Source organism: Nitrosomonas oligotropha (genome assembly GCF_900106555.1).
Taxonomy (GTDB): Bacteria; Pseudomonadota; Gammaproteobacteria; order Burkholderiales; family Nitrosomonadaceae; genus Nitrosomonas; species Nitrosomonas oligotropha_A.
In genome coordinates this window covers 1-22,205 of record NZ_FNOE01000038.1, presented here as the reverse complement: position 1 = coordinate 22,205, position 22,205 = coordinate 1, and the positions used below count along the sequence as shown (strand labels likewise).

At 51.1% G+C, this 22,205-nt stretch carries 16 protein-coding genes and 1 pseudogene; 8 read left to right on the top strand and 9 right to left on the bottom strand.

Going from position 1 to position 22,205, the window contains the following annotated elements:
- The 3 genes from BLU57_RS14030 to BLU57_RS14020 form a co-directional block, all read left to right on the top strand.
- Positions 1-324, top strand: a 324-nt coding sequence (locus tag BLU57_RS14030) for an integrase core domain-containing protein (RefSeq protein WP_143026993.1), incomplete at its 5' end; no start/stop codon positions are given.
- 160 nt (positions 325-484) lie between these two features.
- Positions 485-2,989, top strand: a complete 2,505-nt coding sequence (gene mgtA / locus BLU57_RS14025) for a magnesium-translocating P-type ATPase (RefSeq protein WP_090322208.1) — start codon at positions 485-487, stop codon at positions 2,987-2,989.
- 186 nt (positions 2,990-3,175) lie between these two features.
- A complete protein-coding gene (locus BLU57_RS14020; RefSeq protein WP_090322205.1) occupies positions 3,176-7,204 on the top strand; it encodes a PAS domain S-box protein in 4,029 nt (1,342 codons plus the stop codon).
- Between the two features lie 12 nt (positions 7,205-7,216).
- On the opposite strand, the gene BLU57_RS14015 is transcribed toward BLU57_RS14020, so the two are convergent.
- Both BLU57_RS14015 and BLU57_RS14010 read right to left on the bottom strand, forming a co-directional pair.
- On the bottom strand, positions 7,217-8,623 hold the full coding sequence (locus tag BLU57_RS14015; protein ID WP_090322202.1) for a GTPase/DUF3482 domain-containing protein: 1,407 nt from the start codon (positions 8,621-8,623) through the stop codon (positions 7,217-7,219).
- 3 nt (positions 8,624-8,626) lie between these two features.
- The gene (locus tag BLU57_RS14010) at positions 8,627-10,009 is read right to left on the bottom strand and encodes a DUF2868 domain-containing protein (RefSeq protein WP_090322200.1); all 1,383 of its coding nucleotides are present in this window, start codon (positions 10,007-10,009) and stop codon (positions 8,627-8,629) included.
- A 166-nt stretch (positions 10,010-10,175) separates the two neighbouring features.
- Here BLU57_RS14010 and BLU57_RS14005 point away from each other — a divergent pair, with 166 nt between their 5' ends.
- Positions 10,176-10,877, top strand: a complete 702-nt coding sequence (locus BLU57_RS14005) for a type 1 glutamine amidotransferase (protein WP_090322196.1) — start codon at positions 10,176-10,178, stop codon at positions 10,875-10,877.
- Positions 10,878-10,905: 28 nt separating this feature from the next.
- Here the strand turns inward: BLU57_RS14005 and BLU57_RS14000 are convergent, their stop codons facing one another.
- The 4 genes from BLU57_RS14000 to BLU57_RS13985 all read right to left on the bottom strand — a co-directional run bounded on the left by BLU57_RS14000 (position 10,906) and on the right by BLU57_RS13985 (position 14,625).
- Positions 10,906-11,697, bottom strand: coding sequence for a formylglycine-generating enzyme family protein (locus tag BLU57_RS14000; RefSeq protein WP_090322194.1), 792 nt, complete (start codon positions 11,695-11,697; stop codon positions 10,906-10,908).
- Positions 11,698-11,884: 187 nt separating this feature from the next.
- Positions 11,885-13,123, bottom strand: a complete 1,239-nt coding sequence (locus BLU57_RS13995; protein WP_143026992.1) for an nSTAND1 domain-containing NTPase — start codon at positions 13,121-13,123, stop codon at positions 11,885-11,887.
- Positions 13,015-13,569, bottom strand: coding sequence for a DUF4062 domain-containing protein (locus BLU57_RS13990; protein WP_090322189.1), 555 nt, complete (start codon positions 13,567-13,569; stop codon positions 13,015-13,017). Before BLU57_RS13990 ends, BLU57_RS13995 begins: the two co-directional genes overlap by 109 nt.
- A 45-nt stretch (positions 13,570-13,614) precedes the next feature.
- Positions 13,615-14,625: a metal-dependent hydrolase gene (locus BLU57_RS13985; RefSeq protein WP_090322187.1), complete on the bottom strand. Its 1,011-nt coding sequence runs from the start codon at positions 14,623-14,625 to the stop codon at positions 13,615-13,617.
- 225 nt (positions 14,626-14,850) lie between these two features.
- Between BLU57_RS13985 and BLU57_RS13980 the strand changes: the two genes are divergently transcribed.
- The 3 genes from BLU57_RS13980 to BLU57_RS13970 all read left to right on the top strand — a co-directional run bounded on the left by BLU57_RS13980 (position 14,851) and on the right by BLU57_RS13970 (position 18,007).
- Complete coding sequence (locus BLU57_RS13980) at positions 14,851-17,316, top strand: intermembrane phospholipid transport YdbH family protein (protein WP_090322186.1); 2,466 nt, start codon at positions 14,851-14,853, stop codon at positions 17,314-17,316.
- Between the two features lie 100 nt (positions 17,317-17,416).
- The gene (locus BLU57_RS13975; RefSeq protein ID WP_090322184.1) at positions 17,417-17,632 is read left to right on the top strand and encodes a YnbE family lipoprotein; all 216 of its coding nucleotides are present in this window, start codon (positions 17,417-17,419) and stop codon (positions 17,630-17,632) included.
- 24 nt (positions 17,633-17,656) lie between these two features.
- A complete protein-coding gene (locus BLU57_RS13970) occupies positions 17,657-18,007 on the top strand; it encodes a YdbL family probable chaperone protein (RefSeq protein WP_090322182.1) in 351 nt (116 codons plus the stop codon).
- Between the two features lie 79 nt (positions 18,008-18,086).
- Here BLU57_RS13970 and BLU57_RS13965 read toward each other — a convergent pair whose 3' ends face one another.
- Positions 18,087-18,941: a hypothetical protein gene (locus BLU57_RS13965; RefSeq protein WP_090322181.1), complete on the bottom strand. Its 855-nt coding sequence runs from the start codon at positions 18,939-18,941 to the stop codon at positions 18,087-18,089.
- Positions 18,942-19,494: 553 nt separating this feature from the next.
- Here BLU57_RS13965 and BLU57_RS13960 point away from each other — a divergent pair.
- Positions 19,495-19,857, top strand: coding sequence for a hypothetical protein (locus tag BLU57_RS13960; protein WP_090322179.1), 363 nt, complete (start codon positions 19,495-19,497; stop codon positions 19,855-19,857).
- A gap of 260 nt (positions 19,858-20,117) precedes the next feature.
- Here BLU57_RS13960 and gdhA read toward each other — a convergent pair whose 3' ends face one another.
- Both gdhA and BLU57_RS13950 read right to left on the bottom strand, forming a co-directional pair.
- Positions 20,118-21,461 carry an NADP-specific glutamate dehydrogenase gene (gene gdhA, locus BLU57_RS13955; protein WP_090322177.1) on the bottom strand — a complete coding sequence of 448 codons (1,344 nt, stop codon included), beginning with the start codon at positions 21,459-21,461 and terminating at the stop codon, positions 20,118-20,120.
- A 399-nt stretch (positions 21,462-21,860) separates the two neighbouring features.
- A pseudogene (locus BLU57_RS13950) lies at positions 21,861-22,205 on the bottom strand (integrase core domain-containing protein); the annotation flags it as partial.

Below are 22,205 nucleotides of genomic sequence, written 5' to 3'. Positions count from 1 at the left end.
TATGCTTATTCTGACAACGGCAAAGAATTTAAAGGAACTGACGGCCATGCTTTCATCAAGACTTGTAGGCAGCACGATATCGGTCAGAAGTTTACCCGTATCAATCGTCCGCAAACCAACGGTAAAGCTGAGCGGGTTATCCGCACCCTGATGGACATGTGGCACAGCAAGATTCACTTCAAAGACTGCGCCGATCGGCACATTCAGCTTCTCCGTTTCATTAATTTCTACAATACCGTTAAGCCTCACAAGAGTTTGAATAATGCCACCCCTTATGAAATACTCACCGCTTATTTCAATCAACCTATCTGTAAACAACTCTGAGATTTCTTACAGGAAGTACATGAATCCGGGATGTATCCGGCAATCCACTCATGTCATCGATTAAGCAGGACTCAGTAGAATCAGACGTATCCGAAGACTGCATCACCATGCGCGCATAAAGCCGCCATTATCATGAAACACAAGCCCGGAGGGCGATAAAATGATTACAGATCAGTTGGATACCGGTTTAAGTAATGCGGAAGCAGCCACCCTGCTAAAGCAGCACGGCGCAAACGAGATTAAACCCGTCAGGCAGCGCAGCATCCTCGTGCAGTTTCTTACTCATTTCTACAATCCGCTGGTGTTGATACTACTCGTCGCAGTGAGCATTTCAGCGTTGAATGGTGACGGAGTCAGCGCACTCATTATCGGCGCCATCATCCTGATGAGCGTTACGCTGGACTTCATTCAAGAGTACCGTGCCGGTCAGGCGGCGGCCAAACTGGCGGCGCAAGTCGCGGTAACCGCCACGGTACTACGGGACGGAAAATTATCCGAGATTCCGGTGGCACAGTTAGTGCCGGGCGATATCATTTCCTTGTCGGCGGGCGATCTGATTCCAGCCGACGGTCAATTGCTTGAGGCAAAAGATCTGTTTATCAATCAATCGCAGCTCACCGGTGAAGCTTATCCGGTTGAGAAACATGCCGATGCACCGGCCAGCACCGATCCCTGGGACTTGGAAGCAAAAGCTGCGGTATTCATGGGCAGTACGGTGATCAGTGGCACGGCCCGGGCCAGAATCACCCGCACTGGGCAATCGACAGCACTAGGGCAGATTGCCGACAGTCTCGAGAAGAAGCCGCCCCCCACTTCATTCGAACTCGGCATACGCCAGTTCGGCATGTTGATCATGCGCTTTACCTTCCTGCTGGTTCTGTTCACCTTGCTGGTCAATATCGTTTTGCATCGCCCCTTGCTCGAATCTTTCTTGTTTGCAGTGGCATTGGCAGTGGGACTCACACCGGAATTATTGCCCATGGTGGTATCGGTCACACTCACGCGCGGCGCATTGCGCATGGCTGCATTGAACGTGATCGTCAAGCGGCCATCCGCGATTCAGGATATGGGGGCGATGGATATTCTCTGCACCGATAAAACCGGAACGCTGACCGAAGCGAAAATCCATCTGGAACATCACGTCAATGCATTGGGTCAAGGCTCCCAGCGTGTATTGGAACTTGCCTATTTGAACAGTTATTTTGAAAGCGGACTCAAAAGTCCGCTCGACGATGCCATCCTGCTGCACCACGACGTTGCGGTCACCGGCTGGAAAAAAATTGACGAAGTCCCGTTTGATTTCGAGCGACGCCGCGTATCGGTGCTGGTAGAACGTGAAGAAACCCGGATACTGGCCGTCAAAGGAGCTCCTGAAGACATCCTGAACCTTTGCACCCAGTATGAAGATGAAATTGGCGCCATCGTTTCGCTGGATGAAACCGCACGGCAATCGATTACTCAACTGCTCGATCAATTCGGCAATGATGGTTTTCGCGTATTGGCTATCGCTTGGCGCGAAGTTGCAGCAGATCACCCCTATGCTGTCGTAAACGATGAAAGCGAATTGGTATTTGTCGGTCTTGCGGCTTTTCTCGATCCACCCAAAATCAGCGCCGGACCAGTTTTAGCCGCACTACAGGCCAGTGGCGTACAGGTCAAGATTTTAACCGGGGATAATGAACGGGTAACGCGCTACATTTGCAACCAATTGAATCTGCCGGTTACCGGCGTGCTGACCGGAAATGAAATTGCCGCCATGCAGGATGATGCATTGCTCGCCCGCGTGGAAGAAGTGAATCTGTTTTGCCGCGTCAATCCGGCGCAAAAGAATCGCGTGTTGCTGGCGCTCAAGGCACGCAAACATGTCGTGGGTTATCTGGGTGACGGCATCAACGACGCGCCTTCCTTGCATACGGCGGACATCGGTATTTCGGTGGACGGCGCGGTCGATGTGGCCAAGCAGGCAGCGTCCATGATCATGTTGGAACACGATTTGAAAGTGCTGCATGCCGGTGTGATGGAAGGGCGCCGCACCTTCGGCAATGTGATGAAATACATCATGATGGCGACCAGCTCGAACTTCGGCAATATGTTCAGCATGGCCGCGTCCACGCTCTTCTTGCCGTTCCTGCCGCTGCTGCCGTTGCAAATTCTGCTGAACAATTTATTGTACGATCTCTCCGAAATCACCTTGCCGATGGACAATGTCGATGAGGAAGATCTGGCGCAACCAAGCCAATGGGACATGAATTTTATCCGCAATTTCATGATGACCATCGGCCCGATCAGCTCGATATTCGACTTCATCACCTTCTATCTGTTGATCAGCGTATTTGAGGCGGATGAAACCCTGTTCCGCACCGGTTGGTTTGTGGAATCGATCGCCACGCAAGTACTGGTCATTTTCATCATCCGGACCCGGCGCAATCCCTTGCACAGCCACCCCAACCGCTGGTTAACGGCCACATCGCTCAGTATCGTCGCCATTGCCATGTTGCTCCCCATCAGCCCGATGGCCCATTACCTGGGCTTCACAGCGCTGCCATTGATGTTTTTTGGATTGCTGGCTGTTTTGATCATTACTTATCTGCTGACGGTGGAATACTTTAAACAGTGGTTCTATAAACGTCTGAACAAATCCCGGAACAACCCGGCCGTGCCATAGGGCAGTTGATAGAACGCCTGCATTCGTCATTCGTTCTCTCTACAAAGACGGTGATTCTTTATAGCCATTAAAAAAGCACATTTTGTTTTAATTTCCACCGTGATAATCTCCACCTTATGCCACATCAAGCGATATTTATAGCCCAATCCGCATTAACCGCCGATTCAGTCGATTTCTTGCATTTACATGTTCAGTAACCATCAGCCGGTTTCCTATCGTCATTATATTTTTCAGCTCCTTGCGCTCGCTATTCTGTACTTTGTATTTGGCCATATCAGTTTTTTGATCTCTGTCTCACATTTCATTGTCACACCGGTATTCTTTGTCGCGGAAGGTATTGCACTGGCTGCCGCCATCTTGCTGGGCCGCAAGGTCTGGCCAGGCATTTTCGTTGGACAGCTAGCACTCGCTTTAAGCAGCGGACTGGAGTTTCCACCCGCGCTGGCTATCTCCGCCATTAACAGCATTGAAGCCGTGATTGCGGCGACTCTATTCAAGCGCTGGAAATTGAATCCAACGCTCACCAGAGTGCATGATCTCAGCCGTCTGGTTGCCATGATCTTTTTAGTGCTGCAACCGCTTAGCGCCACCTTCGGAACGGTGGCGCTGTCATTCTTTAATGTCATCCAAGAGTCACAGAACTACTTCCAGGCTTGGGCCTATTGGTGGTTTGGCAACTGCTTGGGACAATTGCTAGTAACACCGTTTTTGCTGATTTTGTTTTCTTCGCGCGGCCGCAGCATCCGGCAATCCATGCGCAATGCGCTCGTGCCGATCATCTTGATGCTGCCCGCCACATGGCTGGTTTTCGGCAACTCCACTTTCAGCGGCATTTCCCTCGCCTTGGTGATTTATGTTCCCTTGTTGTTATGGATTGCAATTAAAAGTGAATTAGCCGTCGTATCCCTGATATGCAGTGCAATCACGGTACTGGCGCTGTTTGAAACAGCGCGCAAATTCGGCCCTTTTGTCGTGAATGATTATCCGCAGATCTTCGACATGAATATCTTCATTTTGGGGATCTCGCTCACGGCGCAATTTGTCAGCGTGCTATTCACCGAGCGAAACCAGGTGGAGATAGAGTTACGGAGAAGTGAAGCCAGGCTTTACGCGATTATCGACAACTCCCCCATACCCAAGGCAATCAACGATGATCAACAGAATATCACCTTCCTGAACAAAGCTTTCGTACAGACATTTGGCTATACCTTGGACGATATTCCAACGTTAGCGGACTGGTGGCCCAAGGCCTATCCGGACCCAGCGTACCGCCAGCGGGTGGAAACCACTTGGCGTCAGCATCTGGAAAAAGCCTCCAGGGAAAGTACCGGCTTTGAACCACTCGACGTCATTATCCACTGCAAGGATGGTTCCCTGCGCAGTGTTGTTGCAACCGCTTCACCGCTTGAATCTGAAGATACGCTGGCCAAGAATCATTTAGTTACCTTAGTGGATATCACCTTACGCAAGAATCTTGAGACTCAGCTCATCAAAAGCCATAAATTTCTCGAAGATTTGTCCAATAATATTCCCGGCTTTATTTACCAGTTCCAGCTTTTTCCGGACGGGCGGAATTGCGTACCGTATGCCAGCAAAGGAATAACCGGGATCCTCGGTGTATCGCCGGAAAGCATTACCAAGGATGCGTCGGCCATTTTTTCCATCATTCATGCCGAGGACATCGAAACATTTAATCGGTCGATTCAGGAATCTGCCGCCACATTGACCGATTGGCACGCTGATTTCCGCGTCATGACTGCGCAAAATGAAGTCCGGTGGATACACGCGCACTCAAAACCCGAAAAACAAGCTGACGGCAGTATCATCTGGAATGACTACGCCAACGATATTACCGAATTAAAAAATATATCGCTGAAATTCGAAGCCTTACTGGAACTCGCCAGCGATGGTGTTCACATCCTCGATGAAGATGGCAATATCGTGGAATTCAGCCACGCCTTTGCCAAGATGCTGGGCTATTCCAACGAAGAAACCGCCCGGCTCAATGTCATGGATTGGGATGCCATGATTCCGAAAGATAAATTGATTGCGGCGGTACGCGAAGTCTCGAAAACGCCGCGCGTTTTTGAAACGCTGCACCGGCGTAAAGACGGCACGATCATGAATGTTGAAATCAACGCCAGCAGACTGGAAGTCTCGGGAAAAATACTGATTTACGCTTCGTCACGCGACATTACCGACCGCAAGCAGCACGAAAAAGAACTGGAATATCAACGCCTGCGTTTATCCAACATCATTGAAGGAACGCACATCGGCACCTGGGAATGGAATGTGCAAACCGGGGAGGTCATTTTCAATCAGCGCTGGGCCGAAATGCTTGGCTATTCCCTCGAGGAACTTGCTCCAACATCGATTGCAACCTGGCTGAAGTATGCGCACCCGGATGATTTGAAGCAATCCGAAGCGCTGCTTAACGATCACTTCACGGGAAAAATCCCTTTTTACGAATGCGAAGCACGCATGCGTCACCAAGCGGGGCATTGGATTTGGGTACTGGATCGCGGCAAAGTGTCCAGCTGGACCGCCGATGGCAAACCGCTCATGATGTTCGGTACCCATCAGGACATCACCGAACGGAAAGAGCGCGAAACCATGCTGATCGAAGCGCGTCAGCAAGCGGAAGCGGCCAGTAACGCCAAAACCCGCTTCTTGGCGATGATGTCGCATGAGATCCGCACGCCGATGAATGCCGTGCTGGGCATGGCGTATTTATTAAGCAAAACCACCCTGGACGCGCGCCAAAGCGGGTATCTGCGCAATATTGAAGGCTCCTCCAATATTTTATTGGGCGTTATCAATGACATTCTGGATTATTCCAAAATAGAAGCCAACAAAATTGAATTGGATCATAGCGCTTTCGATTTGAATACGATTCTGGAAAACCTGTCCGCCATTGCTTCAATCGCCGCGAAAGACAAAGCCATTGATGTGCTTTTTTATGTCGAACCTGATGTACCCCGCAGGTTTATCGGCGATCCGTTGAGACTCAGCCAGATTTTCGTGAACCTTACCAACAATGCGATCAAGTTTACCGATCGCGGCGAAGTCATTATCCGCATCGCCATCGCCCCGACTGATGGTGCCGAAACCGCTACGCTGGTTTTCAGCATCACCGATAGCGGTATCGGCATGACTGCCGAGCAAATGGCGCACCTTTTCCAAGCGTTCAACCAAGCTGATTCATCCATTTCGCGGCGTTTCGGCGGCACTGGCCTGGGTTTGTCGATTTCATACCGGCTGGCGCAGCTCATGGGGGGCAATATCATGGCCGAAAGCGAACATGGCCAGGGCAGCCGGTTTCATTGCACGGTCAAATTACACTACAAAAATCAGCAGTGGGAACCTTGGGTGACCATTCCCGCTCACCTGCAATCACTCAAAGTCATGATCATTGACGACCGTGCAGTTACACGCAGTGTCATCGCGGAAATTGTTCAATCCATGGGGTGGAGCGCAGTTGCTGTGGATAACAGCACGGCATCGCTTAGCATGTTCGCTGATCCCAGTCTGGTGCCGTTTGATTTGCTGCTATTGATGACGCGCTTAGCCGATACGAGTTATCGCGACACTATCCACGCAATAGAAGCCGCATTACCTGCTGCGCGCCGTCCCAAAATCATCGTGGTCAGCAATAATATCGATCCCGCGTTCTCGAATCAGTTTGAAGCCAATAGCACCATCAACGTGCTGATTAAACCTTTCACACCGCTGAACTTGCTGGATACCGTTGCCACATTGTTTAGCGAAACCGCAAACCATCAAGCGCAGCAGCAAGCACTTTCAGGTCAGCAGCCCTTCAGCGGCGCTCATATCCTGATCGTGGAGGACAATGAATTCAATCAACTGCTGATCACCGAATTGCTAACCAGCTGGGATATTAAGGTGAGTCTGGCACAAAATGGCGTGGAATGCCTGGATTTGCTCAAAACAGCCGGATCTTCGTTCGATCTGATTTTTATGGACATCCAAATGCCGGAAATGGATGGGTTGGAAGCAACCCGGCGTATTCGCCAGGACTTGCACTTGAACGGCATCCCGATTGTCGCTTTGACCGCCAATATCATGGAACACGATCAACAGGAGTTTCTGGCAGCGGGCATGAACGCTTACCTGCCCAAACCTTTCGATCCCAATCAGCTCATTCAAGTTTTGGATCAGTATTTACAACCCGGCGGGCAAAAAACACCAACCTGATTGCAGCGTCCCTTAATTCTCATCCAGCAACGCTTCCACCAGTTTTGCCTCTATCTCCAGATACTGCGTATTGCCGTTGCGCGCAGTGGATGGTTCCTGCCAAGCCGGGTTTTGGCGTAACGCGCTGGTCAGTTTGGTCCAGTTTGAGGGCAATTTCTCGCTGTCGGCTTTGTCCACCTGCAGCCTGTCCTGCGCGGCATGGCCACGGTGCATCAGTTTCCTCAGCAAATGCTTCTGACGCAGATACAGAACTTGCAGCGTGGTTTCATCGGCGCACTGCCATTGCGTGCCTTTGACGGTCGCTTTGATCTCATCGCCATAGCGTTTGAAGGTCGACCAGCCGGCACCGGCGATTGCGCCTAACGCGCTGGCTGCGCCCAGACTCATGCCGCCGACCATCAAGTCAATTCCGGCACCTGCTGCAGCGCCTTTGGCCGCGGCGCTGCCAAGATCCAATCCGTATGCTTTGAGGATGCCAGGCGCAAAAATATCCAATTGCCATTGCCCGTTACTGACCGGGATTTTTTGGATGGCAACGTCTTTTTCCGAGAAATTGAAAATGGCTAATAGATCGTGCAAGCAATGCTGCTCCGCCTTGCGGACAAAATCGTGCAAGCGGTCTTCAACCAGCGAATGCGCAATCACATTATTCTGCGCAGACTTACTTTCACGATAACAAGCAACCGTGACAATCAATCCGGCAATCCGCTTGGCGCCCGACAAACACAGTTGGCTCCATAATTGAGCGCGGTAATCGATCAGCTTCTGCAACCGATCGTAGTGAGATTCCACCAGGGTCTGCATCTTCTGATACAAGCGCTTTTCCGCTTCAAACGTAAACGCGACGGTATCGAATTCCAGCGTCGCATGCATGTGGAAAGCCGCCAGATGCTCGCGCCATTTTGCCAGTTCCCGGTCATGCCCGGCGATAAAGTTAAAGACCGGAATAATCGGTTTACTGACCTGCGTCAGAATCTCCAATTCCAGCCGGTATTTTTCCAGGAAAGGCTCGCGCACATCGATGATGTAGAGCAGGATATCGCTGCGCAATACCTGGCGAATTACTTTCGCTTCCTGTTCCAGCGAGTCGTTGACCGTTACTTGCGCAATAAACTGCTCCAGAATCTGGATGGGAGACAACGATTTTGCCTTGGCTTGCAGCTTCTTGATATGCGCAAACAAAGCTCGGGAATCCTCCAGACCGGGTGTGTCATACAACTTCAAAATCGCTTCATTGTCGGCGGATATCGCCGCTTGCTCGACATGCCGCGTGGTACCCGCGCCATCTTCAATCACACCAAATTCAGTGCTGCGCAGCATGGTGCGGATCAGCGATGTCTTGCCAGTGTTGGTATGCCCGACGACGGCTATATTCAGCAATGAATCCGCCTGCGGATGCTGTGGGTTAGGGATGTTCATGATTTACCGGGTGATGACATGTTCTGCCGGAATACCGCAGAGCTCCGCCAGGCGGAACCAGGCGAATTCGCGTGCGCTGGTCACCGGCGCCGATGGTTTGCTCAACAGGATCAGCCACGGCTTAGCGTTGCTGCCGTCGACCAACTCCTTGATCAACCGCTGCACGCCGCGATCGGGTAAACGGTGCGCCGCCACGCCCAGCAACAACGGACCGTTGAGATTTTTTATCAATGTCATGGCCTCGTCATGCGATTCTTGATCGACGATATTCAAGCGGCAGGCAACGGATTCCGGCCAGTGCGTAGCATCGTCCAGCTCAATGCCAAAGGCTTGCGCATTAGCCGGAATGGCGACATTTTCCGGCGGACGGACAACTCCCGCAGGTTTCACACCGGCCTGCGGATCGGCATCGATGACTTGCGCTTTCACTTCGCGCGCCATCAGCCGCTGACGCAATTCAATGTAATAGGGTAAGTAAAGATCGAGCTTGAAACGGCTCTCACTCCACTGTTGCATGAGCCAGGAAAAACCAAGCAGTAACAGGCGCGGAAAAATACCGTACACCAGCAAAGCGCCTATCAAGAAAACCGCCCATGCGGTGCGTGCTTCCGCGTCTTGTTTGCCTGTCCCGATGCGGCTGGCAACCGTTTGCGGGTTATCCGGAATTTTCAATCCCATCGCTTCTAATGGCGTGCCAAGGATTTCCGTGAGTCTCGGCAACGTGCTATCCGGCAGCAATGTGGTGCCCCAGATGAAATTATATTGCCTGGCCAGCATGAGCAAGATCAACAACACCAGACCGGCGGTTAAATAGGTCAGCCAGAACTGATGCGTTAATACGCTGATACGCCATTTGCCCACAGTGCCGGTTAAACAACTTTCCCACCAGGCATGCGATGCCAGCGATGCAACTGTCGGATCTTTCTTGTACCGGTAAGGCAGCCAACTGGCCAATTGCGCCACGACACCGCTACTCAAGCTTTGCAGATTCAGCGCAATACCCGATAGCCACAATAATAGCGAAATCATGTTGAAACCAAGCAACACCGCCAGCAACCAGTAAATATTCAGCGTGGAAGATTCGCTGACTGCCTGGCTGGCTGCCAACCCACCCAAAGTCAGCGCAGCAATCAAACAGATCCAGCGCGCCCGGGTAAACTGCTTGCGCGGTTGCTGCAATACATCATCCAGCGCGTTATCGCGGATCAAGTGCTTGGCGCGAAGCGCCAGGCGATGAATAAATTCCGTATAGTTGAAGTCACCGGCCGCAGAGCCCGGCATATTTTTAATGCCCTCGTACGATAGCTCACCGGCTTTGACGGACTCGATTTTGCGCAATTGCTCAATGCGCACCAAATCAGCGAAGGTATGTTTGTTTACAGACATGAAAGAGTCCATTCCGGCAGAATGTCCACTCGGATTTCACAATGGGCGATAGCGTTATGTTTCACAGGTAACAAAAAAAGATTTATCCGGATTTTCAGCAGAATTTGCTACAAAACAAGCTAAAATCCGTTATCAGATCGTTCAAAAAATTATGCAGAGAAATTCCATGAAGCCGGTTGCAATATTCAGACATATACCCATCGAAGGGCCTGGCTATTTTGCCACATTTCTCGACAACAATCATATTCCGTGGCGCATGATAAAAATCGACGCCGGAGAAAAACTACCGGCCAGCATTGATGCATTCAGCGGTTTAGTGTTTATGGGTGGAACGATGAGCGTCAACGATGACTTACCGTGGATTGAGCAGGAATTGACATTAATCCGCCAGGCAGTTGCCCAAGACGTTCCAGTTCTGGGCCACTGCCTGGGCGGACAACTCATGGCCAAAGCCTTGGGCGGCGCGATCAGCGCCAACCCGGTCAAGGAAATGGGCTGGGGCGAAGTCAGCGTAACGGATAATCCGGTTGCCCGCGCATGGTTTGGTGATCTGACAACTTTCAATTCATTCCACTGGCACGGCGAAGCGTTCAGCATCCCGCATGGCGCCACGTGCATTCTGTCCAGTCCCTACTGCGAAAATCAGGCCTTTGCGCTCGGCATGCACCTCGGTATGCAATGCCATGTCGAAATGACCGAACGCCTGGTCATCGACTGGTGCAGCGTCGGCGCGGAAGAACTCGCCAGCTTCAATGAACCGTCGGTGCAATCGCTGGAAGAAATCGAAAAGGATTTGCCCGAACGCGTAGCGGCGCTGAATGCCGTGGCGGAGCGGTTGTATAAAAAGTGGACCGTGAATTTGAAGTAACCCAGCGCTTCAGCGCGCCAGCGACCCGCTATTCGATGGGGGACTCGCACAGCACCCGGAAACCGAGACCGTAGTCGCGAGAGCCCGGAAGGGCGCGGTAACGCGCCGATGAGCGCGCGTCGAACGGATCGAGGAACCAGGAACCACCGCATACCAGGCGGTGGGAATTGCTTCCTGATAGTTGCCGTTTTTTTGGCACAGCATGTTCGTTTAAACACCATTCGCAAACATTTCCAGCCATATCGTCTACCCTGAACGGACCGCGGCCCAACGGATATAAGCCTGTCGCAACGGTACGCCCAATGCCTGCCTCAGTGCTGTTTGCGCGTTGCCCGTTCCACTCACCCGGCCATGGGTAATCCTGCTGCGTGCCCCCAACGGCAGCCCATTGCCATTCCCACTCGGCGGGCAGTCGGATCGGCAACTGCAGTTTTACGCTCAACCAGCGGCAGTAGGCCAGCGCATCGTACCAAGAGATTTTGATCACCGGATAATTGGCAAAAGACCAAAGTCGTGAACCGGGTTCCTCCTCCCTCGGACTATCCTCCCACCAGGCTGGATTGCAATAACCATCCTCAGCATCGAGAAAGGCGCGGTATTGCGCCCAGGTGACCGGGTAGCGGGCCAGGCAAAAGGGTGACACTGTGACTGTGAGGTATTCCCGGGGTTCAGTTTCCAGGGTGACTTCACCGGCCGGTATGTTGATCCACACGATATCGGGCAGGCCATTGGCATTCAAACCCAACGCCGCGGCGTGGATCACCCAACTGATTGAGGCGCAGGCCGATTTCCTCCCGGCGAGGATGAGGTGTATTGTCAATACTCAGCTCGTCCATCAGTGTGAGTGGTTCCGGGGTGAGAAAGTGACGCAGGGGTTCGGGCAATTGGGGTTCGAGCACCCGCCAAGTCGCAATACCCGAATCCCAAAAGTCCGCATCGGGAGCCGTTAATGCAAGGTGGTTTAGCTTGTGCAACGCTTCAATGGCGGGCTTTTGCCGTTCCCAGCCTCACTTCAGGATAGATCGTCGCTGATCCTTATCCCAGTCCCGCGCTGCCTGCTCGGCTTGACGGCATAGCGCCAGATCCTCTGCATAGCGCGCGTACCAGCCCTTGAATCGTTCCCAATGGCTGAACACAGCCTCGTGCCCCACTTCATAAACAGCCGGTTGTCCGTTATTGCCTTCCCGACTAACTAAGATACGCTTGTCGGCCAATTGCTGAGCCAAAATCAAAGCTGCTTCAGGCAAATCGCCCTTGACTGCACGGCGGCGCACCACAGCCAACGCACCACCCGCTTCATTGTCACGCTGTTCCACGCTGGCGATGGCGAGAAACAAACGTGAAGTGGCTTCGTCATCCAATACTTTCGCATCATGCTGAAGTGCTTTCTCGGCCTGCGCAACCGCTTGCTCAGCCAAACCGTCAATAGCGCCAGCCACGCCGCCGATGGCGGTGTAAGCTGTTTCGGTCAGCGTATTGCCCTCCTTCTTGTCATACAACAAAGACAAAGCAAACTCAGCCAGCGCTAATGCCCCCGGGCCTGATCCAGTGTCATCCAAAATGCGTTGCAGCAAGCGCGGGGAGATAGTCAGTCCTGCTGCCTGAGCTGGACCGGTGATCATTTTTTCTAACGCTGCCGGCCCCGGCACGGCAACCGGAAAATGTCCCGAGCGCAGTAACGCGATGCAGATTTCATCTTGCGGCCATTGGTTGTAAAAGTCGGAACGCATCGCGATCACCACGCGCACCAGCGGGCACTCAATCGCCGCCGTCAGCAACTTGAAAAAGTTGCTCCGTGCAGCTTCTTCCACTTTACTGGCAAATAATTCTTCAAATTGATCGACGAACAGCAGAAGCTGGACGGCTGCGCCAGCTTGCCCCAGCGCATCGCTCGCCACAGCGGCAATATCGGCTGGATGCGTTCGCAACCGCTGCGTCAGATCCGGCACGCGCCAGTTTTGATCCGGAAATGATTTGCTCAAGGCAGCCGCAAGGGATTGAAACGGATCATCACTCAACTCGCGCGGGGAAAAACTGACTGGAATCCAGCGGACACCCGCTACGATAGAACGCTCAGTCAGGGTTGGAATCAGCCCTGCGTATACCAGCGAGGATTTACCCGAACCCGATGGCCCGATCACCGCAAGAAAGCGTTCGCTGCGGGCAAAAAGGCGCGCAAGCCCGGATAGGGACGACCCGTAATGCGTTTCGGCTGGATAGCGCCGTGCCGCTCTGAATAACGCCAAAGGGCTTGCAGTAAATGTTCCTTGAGATCCCCTGTCATTTTGAAGCACGCAGGGCGCCCGGCCTCTTCAGTACCGCTATTGACACACTGCCGGAACGATTCGATACGGTCCGGCGAGTTCTCCTTAGTGTCTGCATCGCTGAGAGGCAATGTGATCGCAGACTTATCCTTGATGAAGACCAGTGTCGGCAGCTTATGCTTACGAGCCTCCTGGTACTCAAGCTCGGTAATGGAAAAGGATTCACCGGGAGGAATAAACCCGTAACGACCACCGATAATTCCGATATAGAGATCGCACCCCGCCACGTCTGCAAGGCAGCTCTTTCGGACACTGCACTCGTCAGCCGTATAGCTTTCAACAACCGTACAATGACCGCTCAGTGCTGTCCGGACTGCCTCGCGCTCAGGTTCCAGATCGTTCTTTGTGGAAGAAAGATAGACTCGCATTTAGTCAAACTCGCAGTTGAACCTCAACAAATTCAGTTGATTTAATCATTCCAGAACATGCTCACCCAGCAACAACCTTAGAAATTTCTCTCGCGTCACACTGGATGAATCGCGATAAAGCTTGTATTTCGCATGCTGATCCGGTTGCTCTGGGTTGATTTCGATACCCCACAGCGGGGTGGTCGTTGTGGGCAAATTGGAATAGCGTACATCGACCAATACATTCGGTTGTTCCGGACGGATAGCAAGGAATCCGGCGGAGAAATGGCTGAAACGCGCTATATCCTGCGCCAGCACCGATGCCGCCGGTAGCGTGTTCAGATCACGTTCCAACACAAATTTCTCAATTGATTCTCCTGGATAGACACGCGGTTCGGAAAACAAACTGGCGCGGATGGCATTCACATAGAATTTGCCTTCAAACTCGTAAATGGAGCGCCATAACACCAAATTGGCAAGTGTCGGTTTGACCAGTAACTGCTCCGCACGATGCCCTCTTTCCGCGATCAATGTTTCCGCAATGATTTCAGCGCGGTGCAATTGCATCCAACCGAACGATAAATAGACCGCCGCAAGCAGTAACCCAATCCGGGCCGCAGCAAGGCTATATTTCCTGAAAGCAATCACTCCGGCGATCAGTAAGGTCAATGTGAAAGCCGGATCCAATACTGAAATGATATTTAACGCCACACGCGCATCGCTCACCGGCCAAAGTAGATTGGTACCATAGCTGGTAAACGCATCCAGCACGCCACTCAAGCAATAACCGAGAAAGGCAAAAAAGTACAGTCGAGCAAAAGATAAGCGTTTGCGCAAAAATGGCCAGAGCAGTAGCGCAACAATCAAAGCGCCGAGCGGCACGAAAAACAGCGAGTGCGTGAAATGCCGGTGAAATTCGATATTCAGCAGCGGATCGTTCTCCGATTGAATCAGAATGTCGACATCCGCCGCAATACCAGCAACAAAGCCTATGCCGGTTGCGATGCGTGTTTCTTGCTGTTTCGCACCCGACTGCGCCATCGTGGCGCCGAGGAGTCCTTGGGTTAATAAATCCATAGTGTCGTAACAATAGTAAATAAAAAATCTCTTCTGCAGAAGATACGTAGTATAAAAGAGGCGCGTGATTCTTTATGATTTTTCGCGCAAACACAGCGAAACATAAAATACTGCATGGCAATGCAGTTGTGATATCTTGTTAAAGCGTTGAAACGAAGCTAATCAGCCCTGTATTAATCGAATTAAAAGTCAATTCAATACTTGCGGCCCTATGCAATTGATACAATGGAAAAACTCTTAAAGACCGGATTCCTGATCCTGATCAGCCTCGCCGTTTTTGCCGGGGTGGGTCTTTATGTTTTCCGCAATCCGTTGCTGGAAACCTTGATCGGCCAGCAATTGAATAAGCGGGGCTTACCGCTGCAATCCATTGCTGACTTGGATCTCTCTTTCAATACTTTCCGCTTGAATGGTTTGTCGGCAGGTAAAAATAAAGAATTGCGTTTGGATAACATGCTCGTGGCATGGAATGTTCCGGATCTGCTCGCCGGGAAGCCGATCTCGATTGAGATCAGCGGTTTGCACGTGGCATTCGACCTGAACGCGGCGTACCCGCCGTTGAGTTCCACTACCCCGATGACTGCTACACCTGAAAAAAGCATCAACCTTCCCTGGCTGCCAAACTTTTCACTCAAGGATTCGGCAATTCATCTGCGTTCAACAGCAGGTGAAGCGGTCATCGCGCTATCCGGCGGCATTGCGCAAAACCAGCCGGATGCACAGACGATGCATATGAGCGCGATCGTTTCCGGTTCACTTGCACAAAGCAAAAGCTTACTGACCGCGGCACTGGATAGAAAGGGAAATATACAAGGCAAGCTCACCGTCTCTGAAGGTATGCTGGGACTGCCCGAAGCGAGTATCTCCAGTTTCTCAGGTGAAGCGGCATTTTCGTTCGTAGCATTGCAGCTACAGCATATCCAAACCGAATTCACATTATCCGGCATCAAACTGCCAGGAAAAGCAATCATAAAACCTATATCCGATTCCGCTGATAAAAATCCGGTGTCGCCAGCGTTGGGGAATACAGCCATTGATCGTATCACACTGAAGGGCGATATCCGCGCGTCAGCACAATCACTGACAGGATCATTGGATCTCGAAGCCGATGGCGGTCAATATGCTGCGGAACCGTTTAAAATTCAGCAGTTCTCTGTTTCTCTGCCCGTGCAAATCACTTCCAATCGGGATAATTGGCAAGTTGCATTGCGCAATCCGGGGCAGATCACTTTTGGCAAGATCGACTCCGGCACGCCTGTGCATTTGTTGAATGCGTTCAAGTTTTCAATCCCGCAAGCCAATCTGGAACTGGAAAAGCATTTGCAGGGCTGGTCACTTTCTCACGATATCGCTGTGACTCCCGGTAACCTGAACGTGCGTGTCGATCGTACGGAATCCCCCGCCATCGAGGCGCAGATTCATCCCGGAAAAATAACCTTAACCGGAAAACTCAGTGCCGGTAGCAACTACCAAGGACGTTTCACCCTCAACGATGCGGGCTTTACATTGCCGCAATCCGATCTGCAAATGAAGGATTTTTCCGCCACCGTGCATTGGAATGATGCCGAGATGGGTACTGCGGCGGATTTCGCCATCGTCCGGCTGCAACACCTTGCGTCCGAACCGCTATTTGCTGCGTTGTCTATCACCGGCGGTATCCGCAATGAAGCGGCGGCTGGAGAACCAGCCGTGTATGCGCTGAACGTCGCGGGCGGTGTGCCGGATTTGCGCTATTTAACAATCAGCGGCCGTCATGCACCCGCTAGTGGCGATGGCACGATACAAGCGGAAATTATTCCTATCCGTTTCTCACCGGAGGGTTTGCAGCCCAGCGCGCTCTCCCCCGCTCTTGCACAACTTGAGAATGTCAGCGGAAATCTCAACGCCAACGCTCAACTCAACTGGTCCAAGGAAGGTGTGCGGAACAGTCAGGCGGCATTTGAATTACGCAATTTATCGTTTGCCCGTGAAAATACAAAACTCAGCGATCTAAATATCAATCTTAACTTGGTAGATTTATTATCGCCCCGTACCCCGCCGCACCAGACAATCACCATTCGGCACATTGACGCCGGTGTTCCACTGGAAAATCTGCTAGTCTCCTATCATATCGAAGGCACCAGCCCGCCCCGCATCGCCATCGAAAAAGCGCAGTTCTCCGTGCTGGAAGGTACAATAGCCGTCGTACCTACCGTCATCGACCCGGCCGCAGCGCGTTCCGACACGCTGATCCGCATCAGCAACATTGACCTGGGAACTCTCTTTAATGTCATTAAGGTTGATGGATTGACCGGAACCGGTCATCTGGACGGTCAGATCCCGTTGACGCTGGCGGAAAATCAAGTGACGATCACCAATGGCCGCCTTGCAGCACAAGCTCCGGGGATCCTGCGTTTCAAATCGGAAAAAGCCTCAAAACTGATGGCTTCCGCCGGCAAGGAAATGAATTTATTACTGCAAGCGGCGCAGGATTTTCACTACACCGAACTGTCGCTGGATCTCGACAAATCGGTTACGCACGATCTGGTAGCCAAACTGTCGTTGTTGGGGAATAATCCCAAGGTAAAAGACGGGCAGGCATTCCGTTTGAATATCAAGCTCGAAACGGATATCGATAAAATTCTGCAAACGATTAATCAGGGCTACAACTTATCGCATGAAATTCTGCGCGGCTCATTAAGGTTCCATTAAGTCCGCTCGCGCTAAATTGAAACCATGGAACACAGTATGCTAATTATCGGATTCCCAGTCAGAATGGAACTCGGGAGTCCATCAGAAAAGGAGTGCAATCATGCGTAAAATTGATCGAATAACCAACGCGACATTAGTCAAAGTCATCCTGATTCTATTCTGCCTGACGATCACTGCATGCGCGCCGACCGTTAAAGTGGAGACACCGCAAGAACCGATCACAATTAATCTCAATATCAAGCTGGATGCCGACATCCGGGTCAAGCTTGAAGAGCAAGCCAAAAAAGATATCGCGGCCAATCCTGGCATCTTCTGATATCAACGAGACGAGGAGAACACTATGCAGCGTATTGCACACATGACAGTTAAAAAACCTTTCGCAAAAATCGGCCAAGCCATGCTGTTGGCATTCATGCTTAACGCGACACCCGTCTGGGCTGATTCCATCGAGAATCTGCGCGCATCGGGCGCAGTCGGAGAAAGTTACGATGGCTATGTCGTCGCGCGCGAACCGGGCGCTCGCGGGGAGGCGGATGAAATCAACGCAAAACGCCGGTCGATTTACCAGGAAAAAGCCACCGCTCAGGGAATCGATATCGAACAAGTCGGGAAAGTTTATGCTGAAGAAATCATCCGCAAAGTTCCGTCCGGAACTTGGATTCAGCTGAATGGCCAATGGAAACAGAAATAGCAGGCCGTGCAAATGGAATGACGGCTAAAACCGGCCAGCGTCAGGCGCTTCGCAATCCGGTCTAACAGTGATCCATCCGTTAATCCGCCATCAACTGACTGACTTCGGCATACCAGCTGCAATGGCGATAAGGCTCGGCGTGCAATAATGTTTTGTAGTTATCTGGAAAATCGCGCGCAATCGCCCGGAATTCCTGTTTATCCTGCGCTGTAATGATAGTCGGGCCCATAAACGGGGTTTTGTTGCGGCGCAAATTCAGGTTGAATACGGCCTGATGCGGTAAGTCAAAAAATCGAACCATGTCCTTCAACACCGCCTCCCGTTTGAGATCGACATCGACATCGATAAAAAACACACGATTCTGCCACTGGTTACCCCGGATCAGCTGCATCGCCCGGTGTTCGATTTCCAACCATTGCAACAAATAAAACTGAAAACGGCTGAGTGTGCCCGGGTAGTGCCGGAACAACGCTTCATGCCCGGTTAAAGCCCAGCGGAACAAACGCTCGCCGGTATCACTGGTATATTCCGCAAATGGCAGATGCAATTGACGTATCGCCTGCTCGCGCACATATTCGCTTTTTGCCACGAGCAATGGATTTCGTACTAAATGAATAAAACCGGGATTGCGCAACAGCGCCCCGGCGTGACTGTTAAAAGCTTTCAGGAAAGCATGATTCGATTCAAAATAAAACGGTTGCTGTCGGCCCGCGATAAAACAGCATTTACGTTCCAGCACCGGGATTAATGCACTATCGTTACCTTGCGTGTTCCATTCAATCGGTTTGCCGAACAGCGTGGGATTACCCGGCGTGAAGTAAGGCTCGTGCGTGCTGTAACACTGCGTAATATTCTTTGTGAAGAAATCGGCGAGATAGCTGGTGCCCGAGCGGCCGCTGGCGAGGGCGAATAGTACAAGCTGAGGGGGATTCATAGCCTTACAAGCAAACTACTCAGTAGCACCATAAACACCATGTTGATTCTTAACTGTATCAGGCGGGAGCGTGATGAATCAGCTCTACTCCTTATTTCAGAAACTTGTCCTTGATTATCTGCGCAACAATCAATCCAGCAATCAATGCAATTACAGAATAAATAGTAATTTCTATTAAATCAGTCATCTGACAAGGTATCCCATCTCAATCAATGCAAACGCAAGCATTCTATATGAGATACATGCAGCCAATGGAAAAATATTCGCCGCGCAGGATCCCGGGATTTAGAAATTCTTACCGCTGATTGACACAAGCTGAAATTATTCTCAAAATTGCGGCGCACGTTGACGTGCTTAACATTTCACGACATGCAAAGTGCACCCTCTAGGGCATGAAGCGTATGCCATTGCATCGAGATTGGATGGTAAAATGCCATCAAGCTACGCTTATAACAATAAGCTTGCATCTGTCACAAAAACAGAAGTCGTTGATGTTGATCGCAACGGACTTGTTACTTTAATTTAAGATTAATTTTTATAGGCTTAATACAATATGAAGAAATTACTTTTTGCTGTTTTCATTTCCTTGGTGTTGACAAACAACCTGTACGCGAAAGGTAGCAAAGGCAGTAAAGGCAGCGTATCAAAAGCGCCAGTAAGCTCCAAACCGGTCGCACAACAAAAACAAGCGAATACACCGAACCAACCTGCGCCAGCGCAAGCAGCCAATGCAAATGCACCAGCCGCAGCACCGAATGCACAGGCTCAAAACCCATCTCTTTTGCAATCCGCAATGCCCGCATTAGTCGGTGGCGCAGTGGGAAGCTATATCGGCAGCAAATTGGCCAGTGATGGCGAGGATGCAAAAGCAGCGGAAGAAAGCGCAGAAAAAAAGGACGAGCAGTTTTTAAAATAATAAGCCATAGCCGCTCGGCTTAACTTCATACACCCTGTCAAACAAAGAGCGTTACCATTCTTAACAACAAAGAGCGGTAACGCTCAAATCAACCGGATCATTAAACCATCAAGCATCGGCGCTCTTTCTGCACTTTACCTCATCGCCAAGCAATCGAACTTTGGCGCTGAAAACAACCTGACGAGCTTGCCGGAAAACGATGGCAGCTCATCAGAGATTTTTAGCGTCACTTGTCCGGAATCACGTATTTCGTTGGTCTGCTAAATGACACCCTGTCCCAGCATGGCTTCAGCCACTTTGACAAAACCGGCGATATTGGCGCCATCGACATAGTTCACGCTGCCGTCGGCTTTGGTGCCGTATTTCAAACAAGATTTATGGATCGCTTGCATGATTTCTTTCAGGCGCGCATCGACTTCCTCGCGCGTCCAGGATATCCGCATGGCATTCTGGCTCATCTCCAGACCTGACGTTGCGACACCACCGGCATTACTGGCTTTGCCCGGCGCATAAAGTACTTTGTTATGCAGGAAACATTCGACGGCTTCCGCAGTCGATGGCATGTTGGCGCCTTCGGCCACGCAAATCACGCCATTTTTAACCAGTGCCCGCGCATCTTCACCGTTCAATTCATTCTGTGTTGCACAAGGCAATGCCACTTGGACGGGCACATGCCAAGGCTTCGCACCGGGTAGATACGTGACGTTGACCCGTTTGGCATATTCATCAAGACGGGCGTACAGGTGATTTTTAACCTCGGCCAGAATCGCCAGTTTCTCGGGAGTAAAGCCCGCTTCGTCGACGATCGTGCCGCTCGAATCGGACACGGTCACCACTTTGGCGCCCTGCGACATGGCTTTTTCTACGGCAAACTGCGCCACATTACCCGAGCCGGAGACCGAAACGCGCATGCCTTCGAGCGAGCGCCCCGCGTGTTTCAGTATTTCTTGCGCGAAATATACCGTGCCGTAGCCAGTGGCTTCCGGACGTATCAATGACCCGCCGAAACTCAATCCCTTACCGGTAAATACGCAATCCGCACGGTTAGATAATTTTTTCATCATGCCGGCCATGAAACCGACTTCACGCCCGCCGACGCCGATATCGCCCGCAGGCACATCGGTATCCGAACCGATATGACGGAACAATTCGCTGATAAACGCTTGGCAGAAACGCATGATCTCGCCCGGGCTTTTACCTTTCGGATCGAAATCGGAACCACCCTTGCCGCCGCCCATCGGTAATGTGGTCAGGGCATTCTTGAAAGTCTGCTCAAACGCCAGAAATTTAAGAATCGACAAATTAACCGAGGGATGAAACCGGATGCCGCCTTTATAAGGTCCGATGGAAGAACTGTGCTGTATGCGATAACCGCGATTGACCCGGACTTCGCCGTGATCATCCACCCAGGATACCCGAAATATAATCACCCGTTCCGGTTCGACCAGTCGATCCAGCAAGCCATGCTCGGCATAACGAGGGTGCTCCAATATAAACGGCCACAAACTTTCGATCACTTCTGTGACCGCTTGCATATATTCTGGTTGGTTCGGATTGCGCCCCGCCACATCGGCGCTGAACTCTTGAAGACTTTTATATTTCATTTTATTTCCCCGGTAAGTGAAAGGTTATCAGCAAATGGCCCAATTTTGCCAAATTAATGTACAAGCTGCACTGTATTTTTATTAAAAAGGGCATTTTTTAGAAGTTTTTTCCAATACGAAGATCAATTGAAATATCTACCCCTCTCTCGTCAAGGATAGGTGATGCTAGCTGTCTCGTCCATCAAAGAATCAGTCTGTGGAAATGAAACTGAGGAATAGCGGGCAAATCAACTGTTATTTATCATTTTAATTTCGAGCAAAAAAAGAGAAAGGATGCAAATAAAGAAATTATTCCTGCCCCTCGAGCTGACCTAGCTTGTGGAGTTGTCCCATTTTGACGGACATTTTTTCATGGAATCGAGAAGGTCTCGACCGGTAAAGCGGATTAAAGTTTATTTCGATTTGATTATTTTCATTCAGTTTTCTCTCAAAATTGTTCGGTGACAAGTATCCCAGTCCGGAATGCTTGCGAGTGGGGTTGTACCAGGACTCGATCCAGGTGAATATGGCTAACCTTGCTTCAGTTTTGTTTTTCCATGAGCGCCTGTCGATCAGCTCACATTCCAGGGAAGCGAAAAAGCTCTCAGCCATTGCGTTATCATAGGTATCACCCACACTGCCCATAGAAGGGCGAACTCTCATCTCTTTACATCGCTTGCCGAACTCAACGCTGGTATATTGACTGCCTTGATCGCTGTGGTGAATCACTTTGCCCGGTTTACGGGTGATTAATGCCATGTTCAA